Genomic DNA, 25,062 nt, shown 5'->3' with positions numbered 1-25,062 from the left:
CGATGGCCAAGCGCGATTATTACGAGGTTCTGGGTGCCCAGCGCGGCGCCAGCGACGATGAGCTGAAGAAGGCTTACCGCAAGCTCGCCATGAAGCTGCACCCGGACCGCAATCCGGGCGATGCGAAGGCCGAGGCCGAGTTCAAGGAAGTGAACGAGGCCTATGACGTCCTGAAGGACCCCGAGAAGCGTGCCGCCTATGACCGCTACGGCCATGCTGCCTTCGAGGGCGGCGGCGGCGCTGGCGGGTTCGGTGGCGGCTTCGGTGGCGGCGGCGGCTTCGAGGACATGTTCGCCGACATCTTCGGCCAGTTCACCGGGCGCGGCCGTGGCGGCCAGCCGGGGCGCGGCGCCGATCTGCGGCAGGAAATCTCCGTCACGCTGGAGGAAGCCTTCGCCGGCGTGAAGAAGACGCTGCGCGTGCCGACGGCCGTGCAGTGCGAGGCCTGCAACGGCAGCGGCGCCGAGGGTGGCCAAGCCCAGCAGAACACCTGCCCGACCTGCAACGGCGCCGGCAAGATCCGCAGCCAGCAGGGCTTCTTCCTGGTGGAGCGCCCCTGCCACACCTGCGGCGGCACCGGGCGCATCATCAAGAACCCCTGCAAGATCTGCCTGGGCGCCGGCCGCGTGCAGCGCGACCGAACCCTGAACGTGACAGTGCCGGCGGGTGTCGAGGACGGCACGCGCATCCGCCTTTCGGGCGAGGGCGAGGCCGGTGTGCGGGGCGCGCCCGCGGGCGACCTCTATGTGGATGTGAATGTCCGCCAGCACGCGCTGTTCCAGCGTGAAGGCGCGAACATCCTGGTCCGCGTGCCGCTGCGCATGACGCAGGCGGCCCTCGGCGGCCATATCGAGGTGCCGAGCATCGATGGCGGGCGGTCGCGCGTCTCGATCCCGGCGGGCACACAGACGGGCAACAGCTTCCGCCTGCGCGGCAAGGGCATGTCGGTCCTGCGCAGCACCCAGCGCGGCGACATGTATGTGCAGGTGGTGGTGGAAACGCCGCAGAACCTGACGCCGAAGCAGAAGGAGCTGCTGGAGGCCTTCGAGGCTGATGCCAAGGGCGGCAAGTCTTCGCCCGAGAGCGAGGGCTTCTTTGCCAAGGTGAAGGAGTTCTGGGACGGGTTGGGGCGATAACCTTTTGCCAGAGGGTAGGGCGTACTCTCCCTCTGGCGGCGCCCCGATCTGCCAAAAGTTTTTTGGTTCTTTTTTCCAAAAAAGAACATCATTATCACCACCATGAATAAGGCTGATGGCGCCATCCGCATTGGCGCCACCTCTGGCCAGCGCCTATCTCGGATGCAACAGGGCGGCGCATCGTCGCCCGGCAGGAGTAACCGAGATGATCGATGTTCGTCCCTTCAGCAGCCTGGGCGGTGCCAACCACGGTTGGCTGAACGCCAAGCACCACTTCTCCTTCGCCGGCTATCAGGACCCGAAGCGCGTCCATTGGGGCCAGCTGCGGGTCTGGAACGACGACGAGATCGCGCCGGGCATGGGCTTCGACCCGCACCCGCACCGCGACATGGAAATCATCACCTATGTCCGTGAGGGTGCCATCACCCACCGTGATAACCTGGGCAATACCGGCCGCACCGAGGCCGGCGATGTGCAGGTGATGTCCGCCGGCACCGGCGTGGTGCACAGCGAGTATAATCTGGAGCCGGTGAAGACCACGCTGTTCCAGATCTGGATCATCCCCGACCGGATGGGCGCCAAGCCCAGCTGGGGCAGCCGCAGCTTTCCCAAGGCAGGCCGCGAGGCCGGCTTCGAGGTGCTGGCCAGCGGCCGCGACGGCGATGAGGAAGCGCTGCGCATCAACGCCAACGCCGCCGTGATGGCGGCCACCCTGCAGCCGGGGCAGAAGCTGGAGCAGGCGCTGCCCGAGGGGCGCGTGGCCTATCTGGTCGCGGCGCGCGGCCGGGTGACCGTGAACGGCGCCGAGCTTGGTCCGCGCGACGCGGCGGCCATTCGCGACGAAGCCACGCTGACCATCGAGGCCAGCGAGGAAGCGGAGTTGGTGATGGTGGAGGCGAGCGACGCCTGAAGGAGCGTTGCCGCCCGGTCAGGGGCGCTGCCCCTGACTACCGCGGCAGCCGCGCCACTTCCGGCGCCCCCGGATTCTGCGCCCGGTGCCGCAGCAGGTGGTCGGCCAGCACGATCGCCAGCATGGCTTCCGCCACCGGCACGGCGCGGATCCCCACGCAGGGGTCATGCCGGCCCTTGGTGCGCAGCTCGGTGTTCTCGCCGTCCTTCGTCACCGCCTGGCGGTGGGTCAGGATGGAGCTGGTGGGCTTCACCGCCATCCGCGCCACGATGGGCTGGCCGGTGGAGATGCCGCCCAGCACGCCGCCGGCGTGGTTGGCCAGGAACTCCACCATGCCGTCCTGGCGCATGCGCATCTCGTCGGCATTCTCCTCCCCGGTCAGCGCCGCGGAGGCGAAGCCGTCACCGATCTCGACGCCCTTCACGGCATTGATGCTCATCAGGGCCGACGCGATGTCGGCGTCCAGCTTGCCGTAGATCGGCGCGCCGAGGCCGGGCTGCACGCCCTCGGCCACCACCTCGATCACGGCGCCGATGGAGGAGCCGGCCTTGCGGATGCCGCTCAGCTTCTCCTCCCAGCGCGCGACGGCGGTGGGGTCGGGGCAGAAGAACGGGTTGCGGTCGACCTCGGCCCAGTCCCACTGGCTGCGGTCCACGGTGTCGGCGCCGAGGGCCACCATGGCGCCCCGGATGCGCACGGCCCCGCCCAGCACCAGCCGCGCCACGGCGCCGGCGGCCACGCGCATCGCGGTCTCGCGCGCGCTGGCCCGCCCGCCGCCGCGATAATCGCGCACGCCGTATTTCCATTCATAGGCGATGTCGGCATGGCCGGGGCGGAAGCTGTTGGCGATCTCGCCATAGTCCTTGCTGCGCTGGTCCTGGTTGTCGATGTGCAGCGCGATGGGGGTGCCCGTCGTGCGGCCCTCGAACACGCCGGACAGGATGCGCACCTGGTCGGGCTCCTGCCGCTGCGTCACGAAGCTGGACTGGCCGGGGCGGCGCTTGTCCAGGAAGGGCTGGATCTCGGCCTCGCTCAGCGCCAGGCCGGGCGGGCAGCCATCCACCACGCAGCCGATGGCCGGCCCATGGCTTTCCCCCCAGGTGGTGAAGCGGAACAGATGCCCGAAGCTGTTGTGCGACATGGCAGCTTGATGCCCTGGATCGCGGCCGCGCGCTATCCCGGCAGCGCCAATGGCCCGCCGGGCCGGGCGGCGGCGAAGGCGGCGGCCACGATGCGCGGCATTTCCTCGGCGGTGCCGCGCAGGCGGTGGGTCAGCAGCCGGTACCAGGCGGCGCCGAAGATCATGTCCATCATCGCCTCGGCGTCGGGGTGGGGCGCTATCTCGCCGGTCTCGGCGGCGCGGTGGATGATGGCGGCGGCATTGGCGCGGCCGCGCGCCAGCATCTCGTCGCGCAGCAGGCGCAGGGCCGCGGGCTCTGCCTGGGCCTCGGCCACGATGCTGCGGAAGGCCTGGCCCGCCGGGGTTTCCCGCCAGAAGCGGATCATGGAGGTGACGAATTCCGTCAGGTCGTCCTGGGCGCAGGCGCCGGGCTCCAGCTCGGCCAGGGCCAGGCTTTTCTGGCGTTCATACACCTCCATCAGCAAGGCGGCCTTGCTGGGCCACCAGCGATACAGGGTGGGCTTGCCCGCCCCCGCGCGCCGCGCCACCGCCTCCATGCTGACACCGGCATAGCCGTGCTCGGCCAGCAGCGCCTCGGCCGCATCCAGGATGGCGGCGTGGGTTTCCGGGTTGCGGGTGTTGCCGATGGAGGCACGCGCGGAGGTCATGGCTGCGATGATGCACCAAAGTTGGACGCTACGGAACGGACCGTATAGATAGCCGTTACGAACCGTTCCGTTAAGGAGGCCGGCATGAAACCTTCCCGTATCCGCCTGACGCTGGTGCTCATCATCGGCGCCTATCCGCTCATCACCTCGCTGCTTTACCTGTGGGGCCCGCTGCTGGCGGGCAGGCCCAGCTGGCAGGTGGCGGGCTTCATCGTGCCGCAGATGGTCGCCGGCATGGTCTGGGTGATCATCCCGCTCGCCTATCGGCTGGCCGGGCGCTTCATCCTGCAACCCGGTTGAGCGCAGCGGCCGCCGGGTGCCATGCTTGCCTGGCAGGAGGGATGACATGGCACCCGACCCCACCCAGCCCTTCCGGGCCATGGCCTACAACAATGCCTGGGCCAACCAGCGTCTGCTGACGGCGTGCCTGGCCCTGTCGCCCGAGGATTTCGTGGCGCCACGCACCGGCTTCTTCCCCAGCATCCGCGCCACGCTGAACCACATCCTGATCGTCGACTGGTTCTATGTGGACGCGCTGGAGGGCGGGACGCTCGGCCCCGCCGCCTGGGCCGACCGGGAGCCATGCGGCACCCCCGCGGCCCTGCTGGAGGCCCAGGCCGCCGTCGACCGCCGCCTGATCGCCGTGACGGAGGCCGCGGACCTGTCGCGCATCGTGGAGGTGAACCGCTTCACCCGCATCCAGCGCGACCGCATGGACCGGCTGCTGCTGCACCTGTTCCAGCACCAGATCCATCATCGCGGCCAGGCGCATGCCATGCTGAGCGGCACGCCGGTGAAGCCGCCCCAGCTGGATGAGTTCTTCCCCGAAGCCGAGGCGCCGCTGCGCGCCGGGGAGTTCGCGGCGCTGGGCTGGGCGGAGGAGACGATCTGGCGCTAGCGCGCCGGGATGAACATGAACCCCACCGCCCCCACCAGGCAGACCATGGCGGCGATGTAGTTCCAGCGGATCGCCTCACCCAGGAAGGTCACGCTGAACACGGCGAACACCGCCAGCGTGATCACCTCCTGCATGATCTTCAGCTGCTGCCCGGTGAAGGTGCCATAGCCATAGCGGTTGGCCGGCACGGCCAGGCAGTATTCGAAGAAGGCCAGGCCCCAACTGGCCACGATGGCCAGCCACAGCGGCCAGCTCGGGTGCTTCAGATGCCCGTACCAGGCGAAGGTCATCACCACATTGGAACCGAGCAGCAGCAGCAGCGTGGTCAGCATGGGGCTCATGATGGGGTCCTATCGCGCGATCTCGGGCCAACGCTCCAGCAGCCCGGCCGTTGCCTCGAACAGGGCGGCGGCGCGCAGCAGCGCCGCATCCTGGTGGAAACGCCCGATCATCTGCAGCCCGATCGGCAGCCCCTCGGCCGAGAAGCCGCAGTTGAGGCTGACTGCCGGGTGGCCCGTCATGTTGAAGGGCATGGTCCAGGGGAACCAGTTGGCACGCACTTCCTCATACCGCTTTCCGTCGATCTCGATCGGCGCGAACAGGTCCTGGTCGATCGGCAGCGCGGGGCGGGAGATGGTGGGCGTGATGATCAGGTCCGCATCCCGGAACATCACCTGCACGCGGCGGAACAGCGCCGCGCGGTCGAACATCGCCTGCTGGTAGTCGGTGCCGCTGACGTTCTGCGCCAGGGCCAGCTGCTGCAGCAGGGAAGGCGACATGCGGTTGCCGTCACGCTCCGCCATCGGGCCGAAGCGCGCCAGCCAGGTGGTGTGGTTGATGGCGCGCCAGATGGGCTCCACATCGAAGCCTTCGCCCGAGAACTCCTCCAACTCCGCGCCCAGCGCCGCCAGATGCGCCTTCGCCTGCTCGAAGGCCGCCAGCGTATCGGCCGCGATGGGCCGGCCCGGGGGCGTCGCGCAGAACAGCACGCGCTTTCCCTTCAGGTCGCCGGTGGGCGCGGCCTCGGCGATGTAGTCGGGCACGGAGCGTCCGATGGACCAAGGGTCGCTCTCATGCTCGCCGCCCATCACCTGCATCATCAGCGCCGTGTCGGCCACGTTGCGCGTCATGGGCGTGACATAAGTGTAGTTGCCGAAGGCATCCGGCACCTGGCTGTGCGCGATGGCGCCGAGCGACTGCTTCAGCCCCACCACCCCGTTGCAGGCGGCAGGGATGCGGGTGGACCCGCCGCCGTCGGTGGCCACGGCGATGGGCGAGATGCCGGCCGCCACCGCCGCCGCCGCCCCGCCGGAGGACCCGCCGCAGGTGTGCGCGGCACTCCAGGCATTGCGGCTGCGGCCGAACAGCGGCGCGTCGGTCAGGCATTTCGCGCCGAATTCGGGCGTGGTCGTCTTGCCGAAGATGATGGCGCCCGCCGCCCGCAGCCGGGCGATGCAGGCCGCGTCCTCGGCAGGCACGTTATCGGCCAGCAGCAGCGACCCGAAGGTGGTCTTCATGCCGGCGGTGTTGACGATGTCCTTCACGCTCAGCGGCAGGCCGTGCAGCGGGGCCAGGTCGTCGCCGCGCATCACGGCCGCCTCGGCCTCGCGCGCCTGTGCCATCGCCTGTTCCGGGGCGAGGGTGACGAAGCAGTTCAGCTCCGGCTGCATCGCCTCCACGCCCTTCAGCACATCGGCCATCAGCTCGACGGGCGACAGGCGCTTCTCGCGGATCGCGGCGGCGAGCTCGGTCGCCGGAAGATGACGCGCGCTCATGCCCGGCGGATGTTCCAGAAGACCGGCAGGCCGTCCAGGACACCTTCGAGGTTGCGGCGATAGGCCGTGAAGCTCTTCTGCTGGCCGAGCGGGATGTAGGGCACATCCTGGAAGGCCTGCAGCTGGATGTCGCGCGCCAGGCGCCGCTGGCCGGCCTCGTCGGCGGCCAGCCACTGGGTGCGCAGTTCCTCGATGCGCGGGGCCTCGGGCCAGCCGGGGGCGGCGTTCGCGCCCGTGCCGCGCAGGAAGGCGTGGACGGCGGGGTCGAACATGTCGAGCCCCCCCCAGAAGGTGCCGAAGGCGCTCCAGCCGCCCTGCTCGGGCGCGTTCTTGCTGACGCGCCGCTGCACCACAGTGCCCCAATCCATCTGCTGGTTGTCGAGGTTCATGCCCAGGCGCTGGAACAGGTCGGCCGCCACATCGCTGACGGCCTTCAGGATGGGGATGTTGGTCGTGCTCAGCAGCACCACCTTCTCACCATTATAGCCGGCATCCGCCAGGGCCTTGCGGCTGGCCGCGAGGTCGCGCGGGCGGGTCAGCACCTCCATGCCCGCGTCGCTGGCCATGGGCGTGCCGGGGCAGAAGATGCCCACATCCTTGCGCCACATCTCGGGGTCGGTGCCGGCCACCGCCGTCATGAAATCCGCCTGGTCCACGGCGCCGAGGATGGCGCGGCGGATGGCGGGGTTGTTGAAGGGGGCGACCGTCTGGTTCAGCCGCAGCGTGCCGATCAGGCCCGTGGGGTCCACCTCGCGCACCACGACCTGGCGGTTGCGGCGCAGCAGCGGGATCAGGTCCGCCTCGGGCGCCCACCACCAATCGACCTCGCCGGCGGCGAGTGCGGCCGCGGCCGTGCCGGAATCGGGGATGACATGCATCTCCACGCGCTCGAAATTCGCGCGCTTGGGCCCCGAGGTCCATTCCGGCGTGCCGGATTCACGGGGCACATACTGGTCGAACTTGCCATAGACCAGCTTGGCGCCCTGCACCTGCTCATTCACCAGGAAGCGATAGGGGCCGCTGCCCACCATCTCGGTCACGCGGGTGTTCGGGTCGGTCAACGCCAGGCGCTCGGGCATCATCACGCAGATGTTCGGGCTCGCCTTGCCCAGCGCATAGGGCAGCAGCGGGAAGGGGGCCTTCAGGCGGAAGCGGATGGTGCGGTCGTCGGGCGCCGACAGCTCATCCGTCAGGCCCAGCAGCGTCTGGCCGAAGGTGTCGCGCGCGCCCCAGCGGCGGATGCTGGCCACGCAATCCTTCGCCAGCACGGGAGAGCCGTCATGGAACCTGAGCCCCGGGCGCAGGCGCAGGGTCCAGAGCTTGCCGTCATTCTCGGTGCCGGCCGCTTCCAGCATCTGCGGCTGCGGCTGGAACTTCGCATCCAGGCCGAACAGCGTGTCGAACACCAGGAAGGCGTGGTCGCGCGTCTGGTAGGCGGTGGTCCAGATGGGGTCCAGCACCGGCGTGTCGCCACGGGGGACGTATTTCACCACCCGGTTGGCCTGCGCCTGGACCAGCGAAGGTGCCGAAACCCCCGCCGCCGTCGCCACCATCGCCTGCCTGCGCGTCACACCCATCCGATAGATCCCTCAGGAATATTGCGGCGCGCAGAATGACGCGATGGCTGGCGCTGTCCAGGCGCCACGGGCATGGTTCCGCCCATGCGCAGCTTTCGTTTCGTGACGCTCGACGTCTTCACCACCACCCGCTTCGGCGGCAACCCGCTGGCGGTATTCCCCGACGCGCGCGGCCTGACCGACGCCGAGATGCAGGCCCTGGCCCGCGAGTTCAATCTCAGCGAGACCACCTTCGTCCTGCCGCCCAGCCACCCGGCGCACACCGCCCAGGTGCGCATCTTCACGCCCGTGGCCGAGATGCCCTTCGCCGGCCACCCCAATGTGGGCACCGGCTGGGTGCTGGCCGAATACGCGCGCGACAACAAGCTGATCTTCGAGGAGATCGCGGGGCTGGTGCATATCGAGCTGGGCCATGAGGACGGGCGCCTGGCGACGGCCACCATCGCCGCGCCCCAGCCGCTCGCCAGCTTCGAGAAATACCCGGCCGAGGCGCTGGCCCCGCTCGCCGGCCTGTCGGAGGACGACATCCTGACCACGACCCACCTGCCGGTACGCGCCAGCGTGGGCAACCCCTTCCTGATCGCCGAGGTCACGCCCGAGGCGCTGACCCGCGCAGCCCCCAACCAGGCCGAGGCCCGCAAGCTGGCCGCCAACATCCCGCAGCTGAAGGGGCGCGCCGCGCTCTATATCTACGCGCGGGACGGCGAGCGCATCCGCACGCGCATGTTCTCCTCCACCACCATGGAGGACCCGGCAACCGGCAGCGCCGCCACGCCGCTCGCCGCCCTGCTGCTGGCCATGCAGGGCGGCACCGAGGGCGCCTGGGACATGGTGCAGGGCGTGGAGATGGGCCGCCCGAGCCTGCTCAAGACCCGGGCCTGGCTGGCCGGCGACGGCTATCGCGCCTCCGTCGGCGGGTCCTGCGTACCGGTGTTCAGCGGCGAGGTCACGCTCGACTGAAACGGGGCGCCACCTGTTCCATGAACAGGCGGATGGAGTTGGCCGCCGCCTCCGCCCCCATGGGCCCGAGGCGGAAGGAACAGATCACCCCGCCCACGCCCGTCTCGTCGATCTCGGCCATGCGGGCTGCGACCGTGGCGGGTGAGCCGTAGATCAGCGCGTGGCGCACATCGACGCGCGCGGGCGGCGCCGTCTCCTTCTTCATGATGAGGCCCTGTTCGCGCTGCACCTTCTCCCGCAGGCGTTTGCGGGCGGCCTGCATTTCCTCGAAGGCCGGCACGCCGATGCGCTCGGCCTCCTCGTCGGTCTCGGCCACCACCACGTTGCGCCACACCCAGCTTTCCTTGAGGCACTGGGCGATATGCGCCTCTCCATAGCCGGCCTTCGCCATTTCCTGGCGATACAGGCCGAGGCGCGTGCGCGTGGTCTCGATGGACTGCACATTCATCATGAAGGGCAGGCCGCGCTGGGCCAGGTGCAGGGCGCCTTCCTCGGAGGACGCCGCGCGCACCACATAGGGATGCGGCTGGGTGTAGGATTTCGGCCGCAGCCCCGGAACCTTCAGCTGCCAGAACTGGCCGTGGTGCTCGAAGCCCTGCGGGCTGTTCCAGGCCTGGAGCATGATGCCCTCGGCTTCCTCATACCGCGCCTGGGATTCCTCGGCCGGGATGCCGTAGCCCTGGTATTCGTAGATGTTGTAGGCGGTGCCGCGCCCGAGGCCGACGATGACCCGCCCCTCGGACAGCTGGTCCAGCATGGACATCTGCTCGGCCAGCCGGATGGGGTGGTGCAGCGAGACCTGCGCCACCGCGAAACCCACCTTGATGCGCTTGGTCGCGGCCAGCACGGCGGCCGCGAAGCTGACCGGGTCCACATAGGCGCAGTTGCCGTCGAAATGGTGCTCGGCCAGCCAGATGACCTCGACGCCCAGCTCGTCGCAGAGCTTCGCTTCCTCCAGGCTGTCGCGGATGATCATGCCGTCGCGGTCGGGGGATCCGCTTTCGGGGAACAGGAAGTTGCTGAATCGCATCGGGCGTTCCTTGGGTTGCGGTCAGCCTAGCCGAGGAAAAACGCTGGGCAAGCAGGCAAACGCGGCGCAGCATTGTCTGGCAATCGAGCCCGGAACCGCCCATGCCGCGTCGCCGCCCCCTGTTTGCCGCCGGCCTGGGCATCCCTGCCGTGGCGCACGCCCAGGAAAGACCGGTGCAACTGCTGGTGGGCTTCGCGCCCGGCGGCAACATCGACCTGGCCGCGCGCATGGCCGCACCCTTCCTGGAGCGCAGCCTGGGCACGCCCATCGTGGTGGTGAACCGGGCGGGCGCCGGCGGCATGATCATGCTGAACGAGGTGGCCGCCGCGGCCCCCGATGGCCGCACGGCAGCCCTGGTGTCCTTCCCCGCGCTGGTCACGGCGCTGTACGACAACACACCGCGCTATCGCACCGACAGCTTCGCCTATGCCGGGCTGCTGACCGACGAGCCCTATACGATCTTCGTCGGCAACGACACGCCGTTCCGCACCCTGCGGGACCTAGTGGAGGCCGCCCGCGCGCGCCCCGAGGAAATCACCATCGCGGGCGCCGGCGTGGGCAGCGCGCCGCACCTGGCGCTGATGCAGCTGGAGAACGCGGCGGGGGTTAAGTTCTCCTGGGTGCCGATGGTGGGCGCGGGGCAGGCGATGCAGCTGGTCCAGGGCGGGCATGTGATGGGCTCCGTCTCCACCGTCAGCCTGACGGTGCGGGCGCATCTGCAGGGTGCGCTGCGCATCGTGGCGCTGATGGAGCGCCAACGCTGGGCCCGCGCGCCCGACCTGCCGACCGCCATGGAGCAGGGATACGAGGTGGCCGCGGGCTCCGCGCGGGGCTTCGCCCTGCCGGCGGGCTGCCCGCCCGCGCTGGTGGCGCGGTGGGAGGAAGCGGTGCGCCAGACCGCCGCCGACCCGGAGTTCCGCGCGATGGCCGAGCGGGACTTCGTGATCGTGCGGCACATGAACCGGCCGGAGATGACGCGCTTCGTCGAGGAACAGAGCGCCGCCTATGGAGCGATGTGGCGGACGAAGCCGTGGCGGGCGGGGTAGGGCGCGCTACGGGGGCCTTGCCCCCGGGGCCCCAGCCAGGACCGTAGCGGCCCTGGACCCCGGCGAGTTGGTGTGTCATCCATACGATTTTGATTTTAATAATAAAATAGTGCCGATCCTGCTAAGGTCGGGCGCCAAACTCCTATCAGGTCCAGGAGATATGATCTCCTGGCGGGGAGCCGAGGGGCAGAGCCCCTCGGTGGGGGATCGGGGGCAAGGCCCCCGTCCTACCCCATCTTCCTGGCCAGCCATTCCCCGATCATCACGCAGGTGAAGTGGGTGTTGGCGCGGCAGTCGGTCGGCATGATCGCGGCGTCGGCCACGCGCAGGCCTTCGATGCCTTTCACCGTCAGGTCCGGGTTCACCACGCCGCGCGGGTCCTCATAGGCGGTCATGCGGCAGGTGCCGGCGGCATGCTGTATATCGCCGGCCTGCTCCTGCATCAGCCGGTCCAGCTCCGCGGCGGGCAGGTTGGCGGCCTGGTCCATCGAGAGGTCGGTTTCGGCGAAGGTGATCTGGTCGCAGATGCCGGCCAGCGCGGGCTGGGCCGAAAGGGCCGCCAGCCGCTTCACCGCATCGCGCATGCGCAGCAGGTCGCGCGCATCGTCCAGCATGTTCTCCTCGACGATCGGGTCGATCTCGGGGTCTGCCGAGCGCAGCGTCAGCTCACCTTCGGAGAATGCGTTGTAGAGCCCCGCCGCCACGCCGCCGGCCGGGTTCGGCACATCGCCCATGGGCAGGTTGCGGTGGTTGAACCCGATCAGGATCATGTCCCGCTCGCCGCCATTCGCAAGGCCGGAGGTATAGGTGACGCAGCAGTTGGTGTGGCGCGCGGCCGGGTCCTTGCAGGCCAGCTCGTCCTTCAGCGCCAGCGTCGCGCGGATGACGGGATGGTCGATGAAGTGCTTGCCCACATGCGGCATGTCGCGCACCACGTCGATGCCCAGCGCCTTCAGCTCGGCTGCGGGGCCGAGGCCCGAGCGGAGCAGGATGGCGGGCGAATGCACCGCCCCCGCGCACAGCACGATCTCGCGGCCCGTGATGTCCTGCCAGACGCCGTCGATGCGCACGCGCAGGCCGGTGGCCCGGCCGTCGGTCACCAGCACCTTGTCCACCAGCGCGCCGCCCTGGATGGTCAGGTTGGCGCGGCCGCGCGCGGGCTCCAGATAGCCGTCATTGGTGGTCACGCGCTGCAGGCCGCGGCTGTTGATCGGGTAGCAGGCCACGCCCTCGCCGCTCAGGGCGTTGAGGTCCGGGTTCCAGGGATAGCCGAGGGCCAGCCCCGCATCGCGCAGGCCCTTGTCCACCGGGCCCCATGTCTCCTGCGGGGCGCGATAGACGGGAATGGGCCCGCCCTGGCCGTGATGGGCCACGCCCGCCATCTCGGGGTCGTCCTCCATCTTGGCGAACAGGGGCATCACCTCCTTCGCGGACCAGCCTTCGCAGCCGGCCTCGGCCCAGCTGTCGAAGGCGGCGGCGACGCCCCAGATGGCGATCTGGGCATTCACCAGCGAGGACCCGCCCAGCGCCTTGCCGCGCCAGTAGAATTTCGGCTCCTGCGCCTTGGTGCGGCGGGTGACGAGGTGCGGCCACTGCCATTCGGCCTGGTGGCGCGGGTCGTGCATGAAGGGGATGATATTGGCGGAGCGCGCGGCGGCCGGCGCCTCGGCCGCGCGCCAGTCGCGCCCGGCTTCCAGCAGCAGCACGCGCCGGTTGGGGTTTTCCGAGAGCCGGCCGGCCAGGGCCGCACCGGCGGAACCGGCACCGACGACGATCACATCATACATTGCACTTCTCCATGGCAGGGGCTTCGCCCCCGCACCCCTCCAGCGGGCGCGGCCCGCTGGAAACCAACAATCAGCCGATCAGTCAGGCAGGTCCTGGCGGGGGCCAGGGGCAGGGCCCCCGGCCCTGTGTCTCACGGCTTCTCGACATTCCAGAACAGCGGAATGGCGGACGGGATCATGTTGCGCAGGTTGCTGCGGAAGGCGGCGGGCTGCGCGAACTGGCCCCAGGGCACCGCGACGCCCTGGGAGTAGATGATCTGCTGCATCTCATCGACCAGCGGCCTGCGGGAGGCGGCATCCGGCGCGCGGGCGAAGGCGTCGTACAGCTCATTCAGGCGCGGGAAGCACATGAAGCCCGCGGTGCCCGTATCCTGGCAGTTGAAGTTGATGACCGAGTTGGTCAGCGGGTTGCCGAGGTCCACGTTCAGCGCGTGCACGCCATAGATGTGCCAGCCCTCGCGCCGCGTGCGGCGGGCCAGCAGCGTGGCCCAATCGGTCACCTGCGCATCCACGTTGAAGCCCGCGCGGCGCATGCGGTCGGCCAGGATGTCGGTGGAAACCCGCGCGGCCTCCAGGTCGGACGCGACCATCAGCACGATGGGCTCGTTGTTGTAGCGCGTGGCGCGCAGCGCGGTGCGCGCGGCCTCGATCGAGGGATCGGTCACGGGGCCGACCCCGGCCGCGCTCTCATTCGGCCCGCCGCAGGTGAAGAAGGCCTGGCAGGTGCGGGCATAGCGCTGGTCCAGCCCGAAGCCCGCCATCACCTCCGCCTGATCCACCAGCCGCAGCAGTACGGAGCGGATCGCGGGGTCGTTGAAGGGCGGGTTGGCATGGTTCAGCCGGTAATGGCCGGTGAACATGTGCGCGCCGGTGAAGTTCTGCACGGTGATGCGGCGGTCGCGCTCGAAGTTCCGCAGCAGGTCGAAGGGCGCGTACTGCATGTAGTCGATCTGGCCGGCCTGCAGGGCGGCCGCCGCCGTGCCGGCATCGGGCACCACGCGGATGTCCAGCGCGTCGATCATCACGCGTTTGCCGCCGGCCAGGAAGTCCGCGGGCTCATCGCGCGGCACGTAGTTCGGGTTGCGCCGCAGCAGCATGCGGTCGCCCTGGCGGTGGTCGGCGCGGGAATAGATGAAGGGGCCGGAGCCCACGATCTCCGTGATGCGCTCCGTGCCCGGGGTGCGCGCCAGGCGCTCGGGCATGATGAAGGGCGTGGGGGAGGCCATGGTGCCGAGCGTCTCGATCACCAGCCCGTAGGGCTCCTTCAGCTTGAGGACGAAGGTGCGCTCGTCGGTGGCCGTCAGGCTCTCGGTCACGGCCATCAGCCGGCCGCCGAGGGCCGCGCGCGTCGCCCAGCGCTGCAGGGATGCCACGACATCCTGCGCGCGCACCGGCTGGCCGTCATGAAAGGCGAGGCCCGGACGCAGCGTGAAGGTCCAGGTCAGCCGGTCGTCGGAGACGGTGTGCCCCTGGACCATCTGCGGGCGGTAATTGAAGTTGCTGTCCGGCGCATACAGGGTGTCGAACACCATGTAGCCGAAGGTGCGCGTGATGTAGGCGCCGATGAAGTGCGGATCGAGCGTGACGATCTCGGCTTCCAGCACGGCGGTCAGGTTGGCGGCGGGGGAGGGCTTGGGCGCCCCCGCAAGCCCGGCGAGGGCGGCCGCGACCAGGCCCAGGCGTCGCATCACACGCATCGTCTTCAATCCCCGGAGGTTGATGGCCGGGGATGCTGGATGCGGTAGCCTATTACGTCAACGCGGCGCCCGGGCGATTGTGACGCTTCAGGCCGCGCGATGCTCCGGGATGGCCGAGGCGACGGGCTGACCTGCCAGGAAAAGCGCCACGTTCCGCTGCAGCAGCTCCACCGAGGCCTGCCGTACCTCCGGCGCCCAGGACGCCATGTGCGGCGTCAGGATCACGTTGTCGAGCGCGCGAAGCTCCTCGGGAATATGCGGCTCCTGCTCGAACACATCCAGTGCCGCGCCCAGGATGGTGTTGGCCTTCAGCGCGGCCACCAGAGCCTCGGTATCCACCACGCTGCCGCGGCCGATATTGACCAGCACGCCCTTGGGGCCCAGCGCCTCCAGCACCTCGGCGTTGATCATGTGATAGGTGGAGGCACCGCCGGGGGCCGCCACGATCAGCGCATCCACCTGGCGCGCCAGGTCCAGCACATTGGGCACATGCGTCCAGGGCACCTGCGGGCGCGGGGTGCGGGTGGTGTAGCTGATCTTCATCTCGAAGCCCTCGGCGCGGCGGGCGATTCGCTCACCGATGCCGCCCAGGCCGATGATGCCCAGATGCTTGCCGGTGGCGGTCGGGCGGGGGCCGAGGTCGTTGCGCCAGGTGCCCTGGCGGGCCAGGCGGTCCGCGCGCGGCATGTCGCGCATCATGGCCAGCAGCATGCCCATGGCGTGGTCGGCCACGGCCGCGGCATTGGTGCCCGCGCCGTGGGTCACGGTCAGCCCGCGCGACAGGGCCGCCTTCACGTCGATGTTCTCATAGCCCGTGCCCAGGCAGCAGATCAGCCCGAGCTTGGGCAGCTGGTCCATCTGGGCGGCACTTGCCCCCGTGAAGCCCGAGGTGATGAGGATGCGGGCATTCGCGCGCACCTCGGCGGGCAGGCCCTCGATGCCGGTCTTGTGCGCCTCATGCACAATGAAGCCCTCGCCCAGCGTGTTGCGATAGGCGGGGGAGTCGGACAGCAGCACCACATCGGTGGTCATGGGATAGTCTCCGGTCAGGAAGGTTTGCGCAGCGTGCTGACGCTGGCGGCGAGAATGGCAATGGCGGCACCGGCCAGCAAAGCCGCCATGCCGCCGGTGTCATGGAAATGCGCGAGCAGCAGGGCGGCGAGCGCGGCACCGAGCGATTGCCCCAGCATGCGCGCGGTGCCCAGCGTGCCGCTGGCGGCCCCCGTGCGGGATGGCGGCGCGGAGGCGATCAGCTCCCGGTTGTTGGGCGACTGGAAGCAGCCGAAGCCCAGGCCGCACAGCGCCATGCGCCAGGCGACGTCCCAGGCCGCCGCCTGTTCCGGCAGCAGGCCCAGTGCGGCCAGCCCCGCGCCGAACAGCAGCAGCCCGATGCCGCCCAGGCGCCCGGTGGAGATCTTGTCGGCCAGCCAGCCGGCGGCCACCGCGCTGGCCATGGAGGCCGCGAACCAGGGCGCCATCAGCAGCCCGATCAGCGCAGCCCCGCCCGCCGCGTGGCGCTCCAGGAAGAAGGGCAATGCGACCAGGGCCAGCATCTGCGCGGTGAAGGAACAGACGGAGACGATGGCCGAGAGCCGGAACATCGGGATGCGGAACAGATCGAGCGGCAGCAGCGGCGCCGCGCGCCCATGCCCGCGCGTGACCAGCAGCCAGCCCGCCACCGCGCAGACCATGGCCGACATCGCGACCAGCCCCCAGGGAAAGCCCTGCGCCAGGGCATTGGCGGTCGCCAGGAAGGCGCCGATGGCCAGTGCGCTGAGGGCGGCCTCGACGGGGTCGAAGCGGCGCTGCGCGCGGGGGGTGTCGGGAATGGAGGCGACGGCCAGGCCCAGCGCGACCAGCGCCACCGGCACGTTCAGCGCGAACAGCCAACGCCAATCCCCCAGCGCCAGCAGCGCGGAGCCGAGCGGCGGGCCGATGGTGGCCGATGTGGCTGCGATGAAGCCGTTGATGCCCACGCCCCGCCCCAGCAGCCGGCGCGGATAGACGAAGCGCAGGATGGCGGTGTTCACGCCCAGTATGCCCGCGCTGCCCAGCCCCTGGACCACGCGCCAGAAGGTCAGGGCCGGCAGGCTATCGGCCATGGCCGCCCCCGCCGAGGCCAGGGTGAACACCACCAGCCCAGCCAGGTACACCTTGCGATAGCCATGGATCTCACCCAATGCCGCGAAGGGCAGCAGGCAGGCGGCCATGGCGATCTGGAAGGAGGAGACGATCCAGACGGCCTCGCTGGGGGTGGACTGCAACTCACGCCCCAGCACCGGCAGCGCCACGTTCACGATGCTGGCGCTGACGGCGGACATGAACACGGCCATGGCCATGGTCGCGATCGCCAGATGCCGCTGCGGCGTCGGGATCCCGTCCTCGGCGTTGGCCGCGATCACGCGGCGGCCTCGCGCTCCGCCTCCAGGCGCTTTTCCAGGTAGTGGATTGTGACGCCGCCCTGGCGGAATGCGTGGTCGGACAGCACCAGCCGGTGCAGGTCGGCATTCACCGTGATGCCCTCCACCCGCAATTCCCGCAGGGCGCCCAGCAGGCGGTCCAGGCAGGCCTCACGCGTCGGCGCATGGGCGATGATCTTGGCGATCAGGCTGTCGTAATGCGGCGGCACCTCGGCGCCCGAGACCATGTGGCTGTCCACCCGCAGGCCGGGCCCGCCCGGGGCATGCCACACCGCCACATGCCCGGGGGAGGGGATGCTGGTGAACGGGTCCTCGGCGTTGATCCGCAGCTCGATGGAATGGCCCGCGCGCTGGATGTCGGCCTGGGTGAAGGACAGCTTGTTGCCCTGGGCCACCGAGATCTGCTCACGCACGATGTCGATGCCGGTGGTCAGCTCCGTCACCGGGTGTTCCACCTGCACGCGGGTGTTCATCTCGATGAAGGCGAAGACGCCGTCCTCATACAGGAACTCGAAGGTGCCGGCGCCGCGATAGCCGATGGCGCGGCAGGCCGCCGCGCAGCGTTCGCCCAGCGCCGCGACCGCTTCGCGGGGAATGCCGGGGGCGGGGGCTTCCTCGATCACCTTCTGGTGGCGGCGCTGGACGGAGCAGTCGCGCTCACCCAGCCACACCGCGTTGCCGTGATGGTCGCACAGCACCTGGATCTCCACATGGCGGGGATGCTCCAGGAACTTCTCCATGTAGAGCTCGGGGTTGTTGAAGGCGCGGCGCGCTTCCTCACGCGTCGTGGCCACCGCCGTCGCCAACTCATCCGCGCTGCGCACCATGCGCATGCCGCGCCCGCCGCCGCCGCCCGCGGCCTTCACGATGATGGGGTAGCCGATCCGCTCGGCCAGGGCGGCGCAGGCCGCCGGGTCATCGGGCAAGGCGCCGTCGCTGCCGGGAACACAAGGCACGCCCGCCTGCTTCATCGCGGCCTTGGCGGTGATCTTGTCGCCCATCAGGCGGATCACCTCGGCCGTCGGGCCGATGAACTGCAGGCCGGCCTGCTCGATCGCCTCGGCGAAATCGCCGTTCTCGGCCAGGAAGCCGTAGCCGGGATGGATAGCCTGAGCGCCGGTGGCCAGGGCCGCCATCAGCACGGCCTGGCCATCCAGGTAGCTGGCACGCGCGGGGGCAGGGCCGATGCACACCGCCTCATCGGCCAGCGCCAGGTAGGACGCGCCCCGGTCGGCCTCGGAGAACACGGCCACGCTGCGCAGGCCCAGCGCCTTGCAGGCGCGGATGACACGCAGGGCGATCTCGCCGCGATTGGCTACCAGGACTGTGTCGAAAGACATGCGCTCACCTTATGCCGCCCCGGGGCGTTGCCCCGGACCCCATTGAGGGGCTCTGCCCCTCAAACACCCCGCCAAAGGCCGAAAGGCCTTTGGAAACCGATGATTGGCGCCAGAGCCTGAAAGGCGGGCGCCAAGATATTAAAACTAAAGACCCGTTCCCCAGGCCGGCACCAACTTGCCGAAGGTCCAGGAAACTGAGTTTCCTGGCGGGGTGCAGGGGCAGAGCCCCTGCTGGGGGTCGAGGGGGCGAAGCCCCTCGCCTTACGACGCCAGCTCGGTCAGCGGCACGATCTGCCCGCCGCCCTTTTCCACCGTCTCGCGCACCGTGCGGGCGATCTCGACCGCGCCCTTGGTGTCGCTGTGCACCAGGATGCACTGGGCATCGACCTTCATCCGCTTGCCGGACTGCGCGGTGATGGTGCTGTCGTCCATCAGCTGGATCAGGCGCTGTTCGACTTCCTTCAGGTCCGTGATGACCGAGTTCGGCATCTTGCGGTTCACCAGGCGGCAATTGTCGTCATAGGCGCGGTCCGCGAAGATCTTGCACACGGTGCGCAGGCCGATCTTCTTGGCATAGCCCATGCCGTGGCTTCCCGGCTGCGGGGCCACGATGATGTCCTTGTCGAAGGCCTTGAACACGTCGAACAGCATCTCGACGAATTCGGGGTTGGCGATGCCCATCTGGCCCATAGCGCCGTGGCTGGAGGCGTGCGTCACCTTGTAGCCGCCCACCTGGCCGATCGCGGCCAGCGCGCCCAGCTGGTACAGCGCGTGCTTCTGCATGTCGCGCGGCTTGATATCCATCGGGATGCGGCCGAAGCCCAGCAGGTCCGGCAGGCCGACATGGGCGCCCAGCGCCACCTTGTTCTCCTTCGCCAGCTCCACCATGCGGTGCATGATGATGGCGTCGCCGGCGTGATAGCCGCAGGCGACATTGGCCGAGGAGATGATCTTCATCAGCGCCTCGTCATCGCCGCTTTTCCAGCGGCCGAAGCCTTCGCCCAGGTCGGAATTGAGGTCGATCTTCATGGCGTCCTCCGTCAGTTGATTTCAAAGAGAGGGGTGCCGAAACCGGCAAGGCTGCCGGGCTCGGCGAGAAGGCGCAGGATGGTGCCCGCGCAGGGAGCGGTGACGGGGCGGCGGACAAGCCCGGCATCGATGGTGCCCAGCACCTGGCCGGGCTGCACGGCCTGGCCGGGGCAGGCCAGGGGCGCGAACGTGCCGACACCGGGGGCGGTCGCCTTGGCGGTGGCGGGCGCGGCCGGGGCAGCGGCGGCGCCGGCCGCGGCCACCAGCCGGATGCTGTCCGCGCCTTCGCTGATTTCCAGCGTGTCCACGCCATGGGCGCGCATCAGCGCGGTCAGCTCCGCGATCTGGGAAGGGGAGAGGATCATGCCGCCCTCCTGACCCAGGCCGATTGCCGGCGCAGCGTGTCGAGGTAATGCGCCAGTTCGCGCTCGGCCTCACGCGCCAATGCCGGCGTGCAGGGCACGAAGCGCAGGCGGCGGCCTGGGGCGGCCTGGGCCACGCGCCACAGGTCGGCGTCGATCACCACCCCGATCTTGGGATAGCCGCCGGCCGAATTGCCGTCCGACAGCTGGATGATGGGCTGGCCCGAAGGGGGCACCTGCACCACGCCCGGCACGATCCCGTGCGAGCGCATTTCCAGCGGCTGGCGCACCAGCGCCTTATCGCCCTGCAGGCGATAGCCCTGGCGGTTGCTCTGGGTCGTCACCGTCCAGGGCTGCGCCCAGAGCGCGGCCTGGGAGGGCTCGTCATACTGCTCGTATTCCCCGGCGGGGACGACGCGCAGCGTGATGTCGTCGGGCGCCGCGTCGCCGCAGGCGGGGCGCGTCACGGCATGCCAGGGGCTGGCGGCACCGAAGCCCGCGGCTTCGCGCGCGGCCAGGGCAGGGGCGGCGCCGATGGGCAGCATGTCGCCCGCCTTCAGCGCCCGGCCCTGGAAGCCGCCGAAGGCGTCACGCAGCGCCGTGGTGCGGGACCCCAGCACCACCGGCACGTCGATGCCGCCGGCCACCGTGACGTAGCTGCGCATGCCATCGGCGGGGGAGACCAGCTCCAGCTCCTGCCCGGCCTTCACCGGCATGGCCCAGAAGGCGGGCACGGGCACGCCGTCCAGCAGCGCGCCGGCATCCGCGCCGGTCACGGCCACCATGGTATCGACCGTGAAGCGCAGCACGATCGGGAACAGCTGCACCTCGATGCCGGCGGCGTTGGCGTCATTGCCCAGCATGGCGTTGCCGGCGGCCAGCGCCACGCGGTCCATCGCGCCGGAGCGCCCGATGCCGTAGCAGCGCGTGCCCAGCCGCCCGAGGTCATGCACCGCATTCAGCGGCGCGGTCTCGATGATCTCGATCATGCGTCCAGCCTCTCGATGCGGAAGCGGATGCGGTCGCCCAGCGAGACCCGGTTGGGCGGGTCATAGTCCAGGTCGAAGGGCACGGGCGGGTTGGTGGCGCGGCCGATCACATACCAGCCGGTGGGGTTCATGGTGGCCGCACCGGGGCGGATGGGCGCGCCCAGATTGGACTGCGCGCCGCCGATGGCCACGCCGCCGCCGGCCGGGCGCATCACCGGCACCTGGCGGCGCGGGCAGAACAGCCGCTGGTCCAGCCCGAACAGATAGCCGAAGCCAGGGCTGACCCCAGGCGCGAAGATCACGTATTCCGGGGCGGCGTGCCTGGCCGCCACCTCGGCGGGCGTCAGCTTCACGATGTCGCACAGCTCCTGCATGTCCATGCCGCCTTCGCCGCCATAGACCACATCGACCTCGATCAGCCGGCCGAGTGTGCGGGTGCGCGGGATGTCCTGCCAGCGGGCCAGGATGCGGGCGGCGGTGGCGTCGGCATCGCCCTCGACCGGGTCCAGCACGACCAGCAGGTTGTTCATGCCGGGCTGCAGGTCCAGCACGCCGGGCCAGTCGCGGATCTCGTCCGCGATGTTCCAGATGCCCATCTGGGTCGGCAGGGTCAGGTCGCCCTCCGCCTCCAGCAACAGCGCGGAGCCGCCGCAGGGGGTGACCCGCGCGCGCTCCAGGGTAACGATACTCATGCCGGCTTGATGGTGAACAGCGGCTGGCCCAGCACCACATCGGTGCCGTTCTCGGCCAGGATGGCGGTGACGGTGCCTTCCTGCGGGGCGTTGACGGCGTTGAACACCTTCATCGCTTCCAGGATGCAGAGCTGCTGGCGCTTGCCGACCGTGGCGCCGACCTCGACGAAGGGCGGGGCGCCCGGGGCCGGGGCACGGTGGAACACGCCGTGCATAGTCGCCTTCACGATGATCTCGCCGGCTGCGGGAGCAGCGGCGGGCACCGGCTCGGCGGTAGGCGGCGGGGCCGCCATGGCCGGGGGGGCGGCAACAGGTGCCGCCACCACGGCGCCCGAGGTCGCGCCGCGCGCCACGATGCGCACGCGAACACCGCCTTCGGCGACTTCGATCTCACTGGCGCCCGATTGCGGCAGAAGCGCAATCAGCTGCTTGACCAGGTCCAGGCTTGCGGGGGTCATCTCAGGCGGTCCTTGCGGCGGCATGGGCCCCGCGGCCTTCTTTGAAACTCGGCATCATAACTTCAGTCACTACCTTCGGATCACCACATCCTACGCCCGTGCGGCGGCCCGTGAAGCGGGGCAGCCGGCATCTTCCTCACTTCCCTGAACTCTTTTCGCGGTTCCTGTGCACCGATTGCCGAATCCTTATGCATGCCCGGATCGGACGATCTCAGATTGGCGCCGCGAGCCCCGCCTGACGCTATTTGAAGCGCGTTGCGGGTGATAGGTTCTTGCTAAATCGTCATGACCATCCCCGCCGACCTGCCGAACCTGCGACAGCTCCGGCTCTTCCTGCTGGTGGCGGGCGGGCAGTCCCTGCGCGCCGCCGCGCGGGAGATGCTGCTGAGCCAGCCCGCGGCCACGCTCAGCCTCGCGGCCCTCGAACAACGCTTCGGCATGGAGCTGTTCGAGCGCCGGGCAGGCGGGCTGCTGCGCACCCAGGCCGGGGCCGCGCTGGCGCACCGGACGGAGCGTTGCCTGTCCTATCTGCTGCGCGCCCTGGCCCGGCTGCGCGCCGGGCAGGAGGGCGGGCCCCGCCCGGAGCAGGCCATCGCGATGCTGACCATGCCGCAGCTGCGCGCCGTGATCGCCATGGCCGAGCATGGCGGCTTCAGCGCCGCCGCCGTCGAGCTCGGCCTGCGCCCGCCCAGCCTGCACCGCGCGGTGGGAGAGCTGGAACAGGTTCTCGGCGCCCCCCTGGTGCACCGGGAACGCGCGGGCGCCAGCCTGAATGCTGCCGGCCAGGAATTCGCCGCCGCCTGCAACCTGGCCCTGGCCGAGCTGCGCGCGGCGCGTGAGGACCTGAACGGCATCGCCGGCCTGCCGGAGGGGCGGATCGCGATCGGCGCGGTGCGCATCTCCGCCGCCGGCATCCTGCCCGCCGCCATCAGCCGCCTGTCGGGAGAGCTGCCGCGCGTCAGCTTCCTGGTGGTGCAGGATGAATACGAGACGATGTTCCAGGCCCTGCGCTCCGGCAGGCTGGACTACATCTGCAGCACGTTGCGGCCCAACATCCCCAAGGACCTGATGGCCGAGGAGATCTGCCAGAGCGAGCTGTGCGTGATCTGCCGCCCCGGTCACCCGCTGACGCGGCTGTCCAACCTTTCCGCGCGGGACCTGCTGGCCTGGCGCTGGGTGGCGCCGCACCCGCGCACCGGTGCTGCCGCCCGGCTGCGCGCGCTGTTCGAGGCCGAGGGGCTGGCCCCACCCCAGCCCGTGGTGGAATCGCGCCTGTTCGAGCTGACGCGCGGCCTGGTGATGGAAGGCGACTTCCTGGCCGTCGCGGCCCGCAGCGCCGTGGTGCGCGACCATTCCCTGGAAGGGCTGGCCATCCTGCCGCTTTCCGTGCCGGCGGCCACCCGGCCCGTCTGGCTGCTGAGCCGGCGGGACTGGAGCCCGACCTGGCTGCAGCGGCGCTTCGCCGAGACGATCCGCGACCTGCATCGATGAACATCCTTGCGCGGCGTGCTGCGCTGCACTACATGCGCGCTGTCAGCGGGCGGCAACGCCCGCCGCGTCCAGCCGCGTGAATGGTGCGAGGTCGGTTCCCCGCCGGGGAACTGCCGCAGGCACTGGGGTAGGACGCCGCTCCCGGACACTCAAGACAGGGCCCCATCACGCGGGTCCGGCCGCTTCACCTGCCGCCTTTCGGGCTGCGGGCGTATCTGGATGCTTACTTCACCCATGTCCTTTACCGAACTTGGCCTCGCCGAGCCCATCCTCCGTGCTCTCACCGAGGAAGGCTACGAGAACCCCACGCCGATTCAGGCCCGCGCCATCCCCTCCGCCCTGCTGGGCCAGGACGTGCTGGGCATCGCCCAGACCGGCACCGGCAAGACGGCCGCCTTCGGCCTGCCGCTGCTGCACCGCCTGCATGAGAGCAAGACCCGCGCGCCGCGCAACGGCTTCCGCGCGCTGATCCTCTCGCCCACCCGCGAACTGGCCAGCCAGATCGCCGACAACCTCAAGAACTACAGCCGCCACCTGAAGATGTCGGTGGGCGTGATCGTGGGCGGCGTGCCGCATGGCCCGCAGCGCCGCACCCTGTCGCCCGGCGTGGACATCCTGGTGGCCACCCCCGGCCGCCTGCAGGACCATCTGGACGCCGGCTCCGCGACCCTGCGCGGCGTCGAGATCCTGGTCCTCGACGAGGCCGACCAGATGCTGGACAAGGGCTTCTGGCCCGCGATCCGCCGCCTGCTGCCGAACCTGCCCAAGCCGCGCCACACCATGTTCTTCTCGGCCACCATGCCGACGGAAGTGGCCAAGCTCGCCTCCGAGATCCTGAACGAGCCCACCCGCATCGAGGTGACGCCCGTCTCGACCACGGCCGAGCGCGTGGACCAGAAGCTGCTGGTGCTGGACATCGACCGCAAGCGCGTGAAGCTGGCCGAGCTGCTGGAAGCCCCCGGCGTCGGCCGCGCGCTGGTGTTCGCCCGCACCAAGCACGGCGCGGACCGCATCGTGAAGAACCTGGAACAGGACGGCATCAACTCCAACGCCATCCACGGCAACAAGAGCCAGGGCCAGCGCGAGCGCGCGCTCTATGAGTTCAAGAAGGGCAGCGCCCCCGTGCTCGTCGCCACCGACATCGCCGCCCGCGGCATCGACGTGGACGGCGTGACGCATGTCATCCAGTACGACATGCCCGACACCCCCGAGGCCTATGTCCACCGCATCGGCCGCACCGCGCGCGCCGGCGCCTCGGGCATCGCCATCGCGATGTGCACGGTCGAGGAAAAGGAAAAGCTCTGGCAGGTCCAGAAGCTGATCCGCATCGACCTTCCCAGCGAAGACCTGCGCCGCGACAAGTCCGAGCCCATGGAACGCGTGGCCAACCGCGGCGGCGCACCCAAGCGCAACGGGCCCAAGCCCCCCCACCGCGGCCGCCCGCAGCGCGCCGGCGGCGGCGGCCGGCCCCAGGGCGGGCCGCCCAAGGGTGGCCGCCCGCAGGGGCAGCGCCAGGGCGCGCGCCCGGCCTGAATGGGGTGGACCTGGGGGGCTTGCCCCCGGAACCCCCGCGCAGGGGCTCTGCCCCTGCACCCCGCCAAAGGCCGAGAGGCCTTTGGAAACCGGGAGTTGAAAAAGCCGGAGAGGGACATCGTCCCTCTCCGGCTTTTTCAGTTA

At 70.0% G+C, this 25,062-nt stretch carries 24 protein-coding genes; 8 read left to right on the top strand and 16 right to left on the bottom strand.

Annotated elements, in window-relative coordinates:
- Nucleotides 1-2 precede the first annotated feature (2 nt).
- Both dnaJ and EOD42_RS15485 read left to right on the top strand, forming a co-directional pair.
- Nucleotides 3-1,136 (top strand): molecular chaperone DnaJ, encoded by a 1,134-nt coding sequence (dnaJ, locus tag EOD42_RS15490; protein WP_127788463.1) that lies wholly within the window; start codon nucleotides 3-5, stop codon nucleotides 1,134-1,136.
- Nucleotides 1,137-1,341: 205 nt separating this feature from the next.
- On the top strand, nucleotides 1,342-2,046 hold the full coding sequence (locus tag EOD42_RS15485; RefSeq protein ID WP_127788462.1) for a pirin family protein: 705 nt from the start codon (nucleotides 1,342-1,344) through the stop codon (nucleotides 2,044-2,046).
- Nucleotides 2,047-2,083: 37 nt separating this feature from the next.
- Here the strand turns inward: EOD42_RS15485 and aroC are convergent, their stop codons facing one another.
- Nucleotides 2,084-3,187, bottom strand: coding sequence for a chorismate synthase (aroC, locus tag EOD42_RS15480; protein ID WP_127788461.1), 1,104 nt, complete (start codon nucleotides 3,185-3,187; stop codon nucleotides 2,084-2,086).
- A 32-nt stretch (nucleotides 3,188-3,219) separates the two neighbouring features.
- Nucleotides 3,220-3,834: a TetR/AcrR family transcriptional regulator gene (locus EOD42_RS15475; RefSeq protein ID WP_127788460.1), complete on the bottom strand. Its 615-nt coding sequence runs from the start codon at nucleotides 3,832-3,834 to the stop codon at nucleotides 3,220-3,222.
- A gap of 84 nt (nucleotides 3,835-3,918) precedes the next feature.
- Here EOD42_RS15475 and EOD42_RS15470 point away from each other — a divergent pair, with 84 nt between their 5' ends.
- Nucleotides 3,919-4,134, top strand: a complete 216-nt coding sequence (locus tag EOD42_RS15470; protein WP_127788459.1) for a hypothetical protein — start codon at nucleotides 3,919-3,921, stop codon at nucleotides 4,132-4,134.
- A 46-nt stretch (nucleotides 4,135-4,180) separates the two neighbouring features.
- Complete coding sequence (locus tag EOD42_RS15465) at nucleotides 4,181-4,732, top strand: DinB family protein (RefSeq protein ID WP_127788458.1); 552 nt, start codon at nucleotides 4,181-4,183, stop codon at nucleotides 4,730-4,732.
- On the opposite strand, the gene EOD42_RS15460 is transcribed toward EOD42_RS15465, so the two are convergent.
- From EOD42_RS15460 to EOD42_RS15450, 3 genes are read right to left on the bottom strand one after another with little or no spacing between them, the layout of a single operon-like run.
- Entirely contained in the window at nucleotides 4,729-5,073 is a 345-nt protein-coding gene (locus EOD42_RS15460) for a DMT family protein (RefSeq protein WP_127788457.1), read from the bottom strand. The two genes, EOD42_RS15465 and EOD42_RS15460, sit on opposite strands and share 4 nt — an antisense overlap.
- A gap of 9 nt (nucleotides 5,074-5,082) precedes the next feature.
- Nucleotides 5,083-6,507, bottom strand: coding sequence for an amidase (locus EOD42_RS15455; protein ID WP_127788456.1), 1,425 nt, complete (start codon nucleotides 6,505-6,507; stop codon nucleotides 5,083-5,085).
- On the bottom strand, nucleotides 6,504-8,084 hold the full coding sequence (locus tag EOD42_RS15450) for an ABC transporter substrate-binding protein (protein WP_206020369.1): 1,581 nt from the start codon (nucleotides 8,082-8,084) through the stop codon (nucleotides 6,504-6,506). Before EOD42_RS15450 ends, EOD42_RS15455 begins: the two co-directional genes overlap by 4 nt.
- Before the next feature lie 84 nt (nucleotides 8,085-8,168).
- Between EOD42_RS15450 and EOD42_RS15445 the strand changes: the two genes are divergently transcribed.
- A complete protein-coding gene (locus EOD42_RS15445) occupies nucleotides 8,169-9,044 on the top strand; it encodes a PhzF family phenazine biosynthesis protein (RefSeq protein ID WP_127788455.1) in 876 nt (291 codons plus the stop codon).
- Here the strand turns inward: EOD42_RS15445 and EOD42_RS15440 are convergent.
- Entirely contained in the window at nucleotides 9,031-10,074 is a 1,044-nt protein-coding gene (locus EOD42_RS15440) for an LLM class flavin-dependent oxidoreductase (protein WP_127788454.1), read from the bottom strand. The two genes, EOD42_RS15445 and EOD42_RS15440, sit on opposite strands and share 14 nt — an antisense overlap.
- A gap of 101 nt (nucleotides 10,075-10,175) precedes the next feature.
- Between EOD42_RS15440 and EOD42_RS15435 the strand changes: the two genes are divergently transcribed.
- On the top strand, nucleotides 10,176-11,120 hold the full coding sequence (locus EOD42_RS15435) for a tripartite tricarboxylate transporter substrate binding protein (RefSeq protein WP_127788453.1): 945 nt from the start codon (nucleotides 10,176-10,178) through the stop codon (nucleotides 11,118-11,120).
- A 227-nt stretch (nucleotides 11,121-11,347) separates the two neighbouring features.
- Here the strand turns inward: EOD42_RS15435 and EOD42_RS15430 are convergent, their stop codons facing one another.
- From EOD42_RS15430 to EOD42_RS15385, 10 genes are all read right to left on the bottom strand, one after another.
- Nucleotides 11,348-12,907: a GMC family oxidoreductase gene (locus EOD42_RS15430; RefSeq protein WP_127788452.1), complete on the bottom strand. Its 1,560-nt coding sequence runs from the start codon at nucleotides 12,905-12,907 to the stop codon at nucleotides 11,348-11,350.
- 131 nt (nucleotides 12,908-13,038) lie between these two features.
- Entirely contained in the window at nucleotides 13,039-14,595 is a 1,557-nt protein-coding gene (locus tag EOD42_RS15425; RefSeq protein WP_240655176.1) for an ABC transporter substrate-binding protein, read from the bottom strand.
- A gap of 96 nt (nucleotides 14,596-14,691) precedes the next feature.
- Complete coding sequence (locus EOD42_RS15420; RefSeq protein WP_127788450.1) at nucleotides 14,692-15,636, bottom strand: 2-hydroxyacid dehydrogenase; 945 nt, start codon at nucleotides 15,634-15,636, stop codon at nucleotides 14,692-14,694.
- A 14-nt stretch (nucleotides 15,637-15,650) separates the two neighbouring features.
- The gene (locus EOD42_RS15415; RefSeq protein WP_240655175.1) at nucleotides 15,651-17,006 is read right to left on the bottom strand and encodes an MFS transporter; all 1,356 of its coding nucleotides are present in this window, start codon (nucleotides 17,004-17,006) and stop codon (nucleotides 15,651-15,653) included.
- Nucleotides 17,003-18,364: an acetyl-CoA carboxylase biotin carboxylase subunit gene (gene accC / locus EOD42_RS15410; protein ID WP_127788449.1), complete on the bottom strand. Its 1,362-nt coding sequence runs from the start codon at nucleotides 18,362-18,364 to the stop codon at nucleotides 17,003-17,005. Before accC ends, EOD42_RS15415 begins: the two co-directional genes overlap by 4 nt.
- A gap of 261 nt (nucleotides 18,365-18,625) precedes the next feature.
- Entirely contained in the window at nucleotides 18,626-19,393 is a 768-nt protein-coding gene (locus EOD42_RS15405; RefSeq protein WP_127788448.1) for a LamB/YcsF family protein, read from the bottom strand.
- An 11-nt stretch (nucleotides 19,394-19,404) separates the two neighbouring features.
- Entirely contained in the window at nucleotides 19,405-19,758 is a 354-nt protein-coding gene (locus tag EOD42_RS15400) for an acetyl-CoA carboxylase biotin carboxyl carrier protein subunit (protein ID WP_127788447.1), read from the bottom strand.
- Complete coding sequence (locus tag EOD42_RS15395; RefSeq protein WP_127788446.1) at nucleotides 19,755-20,744, bottom strand: 5-oxoprolinase subunit C family protein; 990 nt, start codon at nucleotides 20,742-20,744, stop codon at nucleotides 19,755-19,757. The genes EOD42_RS15400 and EOD42_RS15395 overlap by 4 nt, the downstream gene beginning before the upstream one ends.
- Nucleotides 20,741-21,436, bottom strand: a complete 696-nt coding sequence (locus tag EOD42_RS15390) for a 5-oxoprolinase subunit B family protein (RefSeq protein WP_127788445.1) — start codon at nucleotides 21,434-21,436, stop codon at nucleotides 20,741-20,743. Before EOD42_RS15390 ends, EOD42_RS15395 begins: the two co-directional genes overlap by 4 nt.
- The gene (locus EOD42_RS15385; RefSeq protein WP_206020368.1) at nucleotides 21,433-21,894 is read right to left on the bottom strand and encodes an acetyl-CoA carboxylase biotin carboxyl carrier protein; all 462 of its coding nucleotides are present in this window, start codon (nucleotides 21,892-21,894) and stop codon (nucleotides 21,433-21,435) included. The genes EOD42_RS15390 and EOD42_RS15385 overlap by 4 nt, the downstream gene beginning before the upstream one ends.
- A 285-nt stretch (nucleotides 21,895-22,179) precedes the next feature.
- Between EOD42_RS15385 and EOD42_RS15380 the strand changes: the two genes are divergently transcribed.
- Both EOD42_RS15380 and EOD42_RS15375 read left to right on the top strand, forming a co-directional pair.
- Nucleotides 22,180-23,385: a LysR substrate-binding domain-containing protein gene (locus EOD42_RS15380; protein WP_127788444.1), complete on the top strand. Its 1,206-nt coding sequence runs from the start codon at nucleotides 22,180-22,182 to the stop codon at nucleotides 23,383-23,385.
- Between the two features lie 234 nt (nucleotides 23,386-23,619).
- Nucleotides 23,620-24,918, top strand: a complete 1,299-nt coding sequence (locus EOD42_RS15375; protein ID WP_127788443.1) for a DEAD/DEAH box helicase — start codon at nucleotides 23,620-23,622, stop codon at nucleotides 24,916-24,918.
- The last annotated feature ends 144 nt before the right edge of the window (nucleotides 24,919-25,062 follow it).

It is taken from the genome of Rhodovarius crocodyli (assembly GCF_004005855.1).
GTDB lineage: Bacteria > Pseudomonadota > Alphaproteobacteria > Acetobacterales > Acetobacteraceae > Rhodovarius > Rhodovarius crocodyli.
Note: the sequence above shows the minus strand (reverse complement) of the source record. Positions and strands in the feature narration are given on the sequence as shown.

Coding starts and splice junctions, on each gene's coding strand:
- dnaJ (WP_127788463.1), top strand. CDS start 3: ATGGCCAAGCGCGATTATTACGAGGTTCTGGGTGCCCAGCGCGGCGCC.
- EOD42_RS15485 (WP_127788462.1), top strand. CDS start 1,342: ATGATCGATGTTCGTCCCTTCAGCAGCCTGGGCGGTGCCAACCACGGT.
- aroC (WP_127788461.1), bottom strand. CDS start 3,187: ATGTCGCACAACAGCTTCGGGCATCTGTTCCGCTTCACCACCTGGGGG.
- EOD42_RS15475 (WP_127788460.1), bottom strand. CDS start 3,834: ATGACCTCCGCGCGTGCCTCCATCGGCAACACCCGCAACCCGGAAACC.
- EOD42_RS15470 (WP_127788459.1), top strand. CDS start 3,919: ATGAAACCTTCCCGTATCCGCCTGACGCTGGTGCTCATCATCGGCGCC.
- EOD42_RS15465 (WP_127788458.1), top strand. CDS start 4,181: ATGGCACCCGACCCCACCCAGCCCTTCCGGGCCATGGCCTACAACAAT.
- EOD42_RS15460 (WP_127788457.1), bottom strand. CDS start 5,073: ATGAGCCCCATGCTGACCACGCTGCTGCTGCTGCTCGGTTCCAATGTG.
- EOD42_RS15455 (WP_127788456.1), bottom strand. CDS start 6,507: ATGAGCGCGCGTCATCTTCCGGCGACCGAGCTCGCCGCCGCGATCCGC.
- EOD42_RS15450 (WP_206020369.1), bottom strand. CDS start 8,084: ATGGGTGTGACGCGCAGGCAGGCGATGGTGGCGACGGCGGCGGGGGTT.
- EOD42_RS15445 (WP_127788455.1), top strand. CDS start 8,169: ATGCGCAGCTTTCGTTTCGTGACGCTCGACGTCTTCACCACCACCCGC.
- EOD42_RS15440 (WP_127788454.1), bottom strand. CDS start 10,074: ATGCGATTCAGCAACTTCCTGTTCCCCGAAAGCGGATCCCCCGACCGC.
- EOD42_RS15435 (WP_127788453.1), top strand. CDS start 10,176: ATGCCGCGTCGCCGCCCCCTGTTTGCCGCCGGCCTGGGCATCCCTGCC.
- EOD42_RS15430 (WP_127788452.1), bottom strand. CDS start 12,907: ATGTATGATGTGATCGTCGTCGGTGCCGGTTCCGCCGGTGCGGCCCTG.
- EOD42_RS15425 (WP_240655176.1), bottom strand. CDS start 14,595: ATGCGACGCCTGGGCCTGGTCGCGGCCGCCCTCGCCGGGCTTGCGGGG.
- EOD42_RS15420 (WP_127788450.1), bottom strand. CDS start 15,636: ATGACCACCGATGTGGTGCTGCTGTCCGACTCCCCCGCCTATCGCAAC.
- accC (WP_127788449.1), bottom strand. CDS start 18,364: ATGTCTTTCGACACAGTCCTGGTAGCCAATCGCGGCGAGATCGCCCTG.
- EOD42_RS15405 (WP_127788448.1), bottom strand. CDS start 19,393: ATGAAGATCGACCTCAATTCCGACCTGGGCGAAGGCTTCGGCCGCTGG.
- EOD42_RS15400 (WP_127788447.1), bottom strand. CDS start 19,758: ATGATCCTCTCCCCTTCCCAGATCGCGGAGCTGACCGCGCTGATGCGC.
- EOD42_RS15395 (WP_127788446.1), bottom strand. CDS start 20,744: ATGATCGAGATCATCGAGACCGCGCCGCTGAATGCGGTGCATGACCTC.
- EOD42_RS15390 (WP_127788445.1), bottom strand. CDS start 21,436: ATGAGTATCGTTACCCTGGAGCGCGCGCGGGTCACCCCCTGCGGCGGC.
- EOD42_RS15385 (WP_206020368.1), bottom strand. CDS start 21,894: ATGACCCCCGCAAGCCTGGACCTGGTCAAGCAGCTGATTGCGCTTCTG.
- EOD42_RS15380 (WP_127788444.1), top strand. CDS start 22,180: ATGACCATCCCCGCCGACCTGCCGAACCTGCGACAGCTCCGGCTCTTC.
- EOD42_RS15375 (WP_127788443.1), top strand. CDS start 23,620: ATGTCCTTTACCGAACTTGGCCTCGCCGAGCCCATCCTCCGTGCTCTC.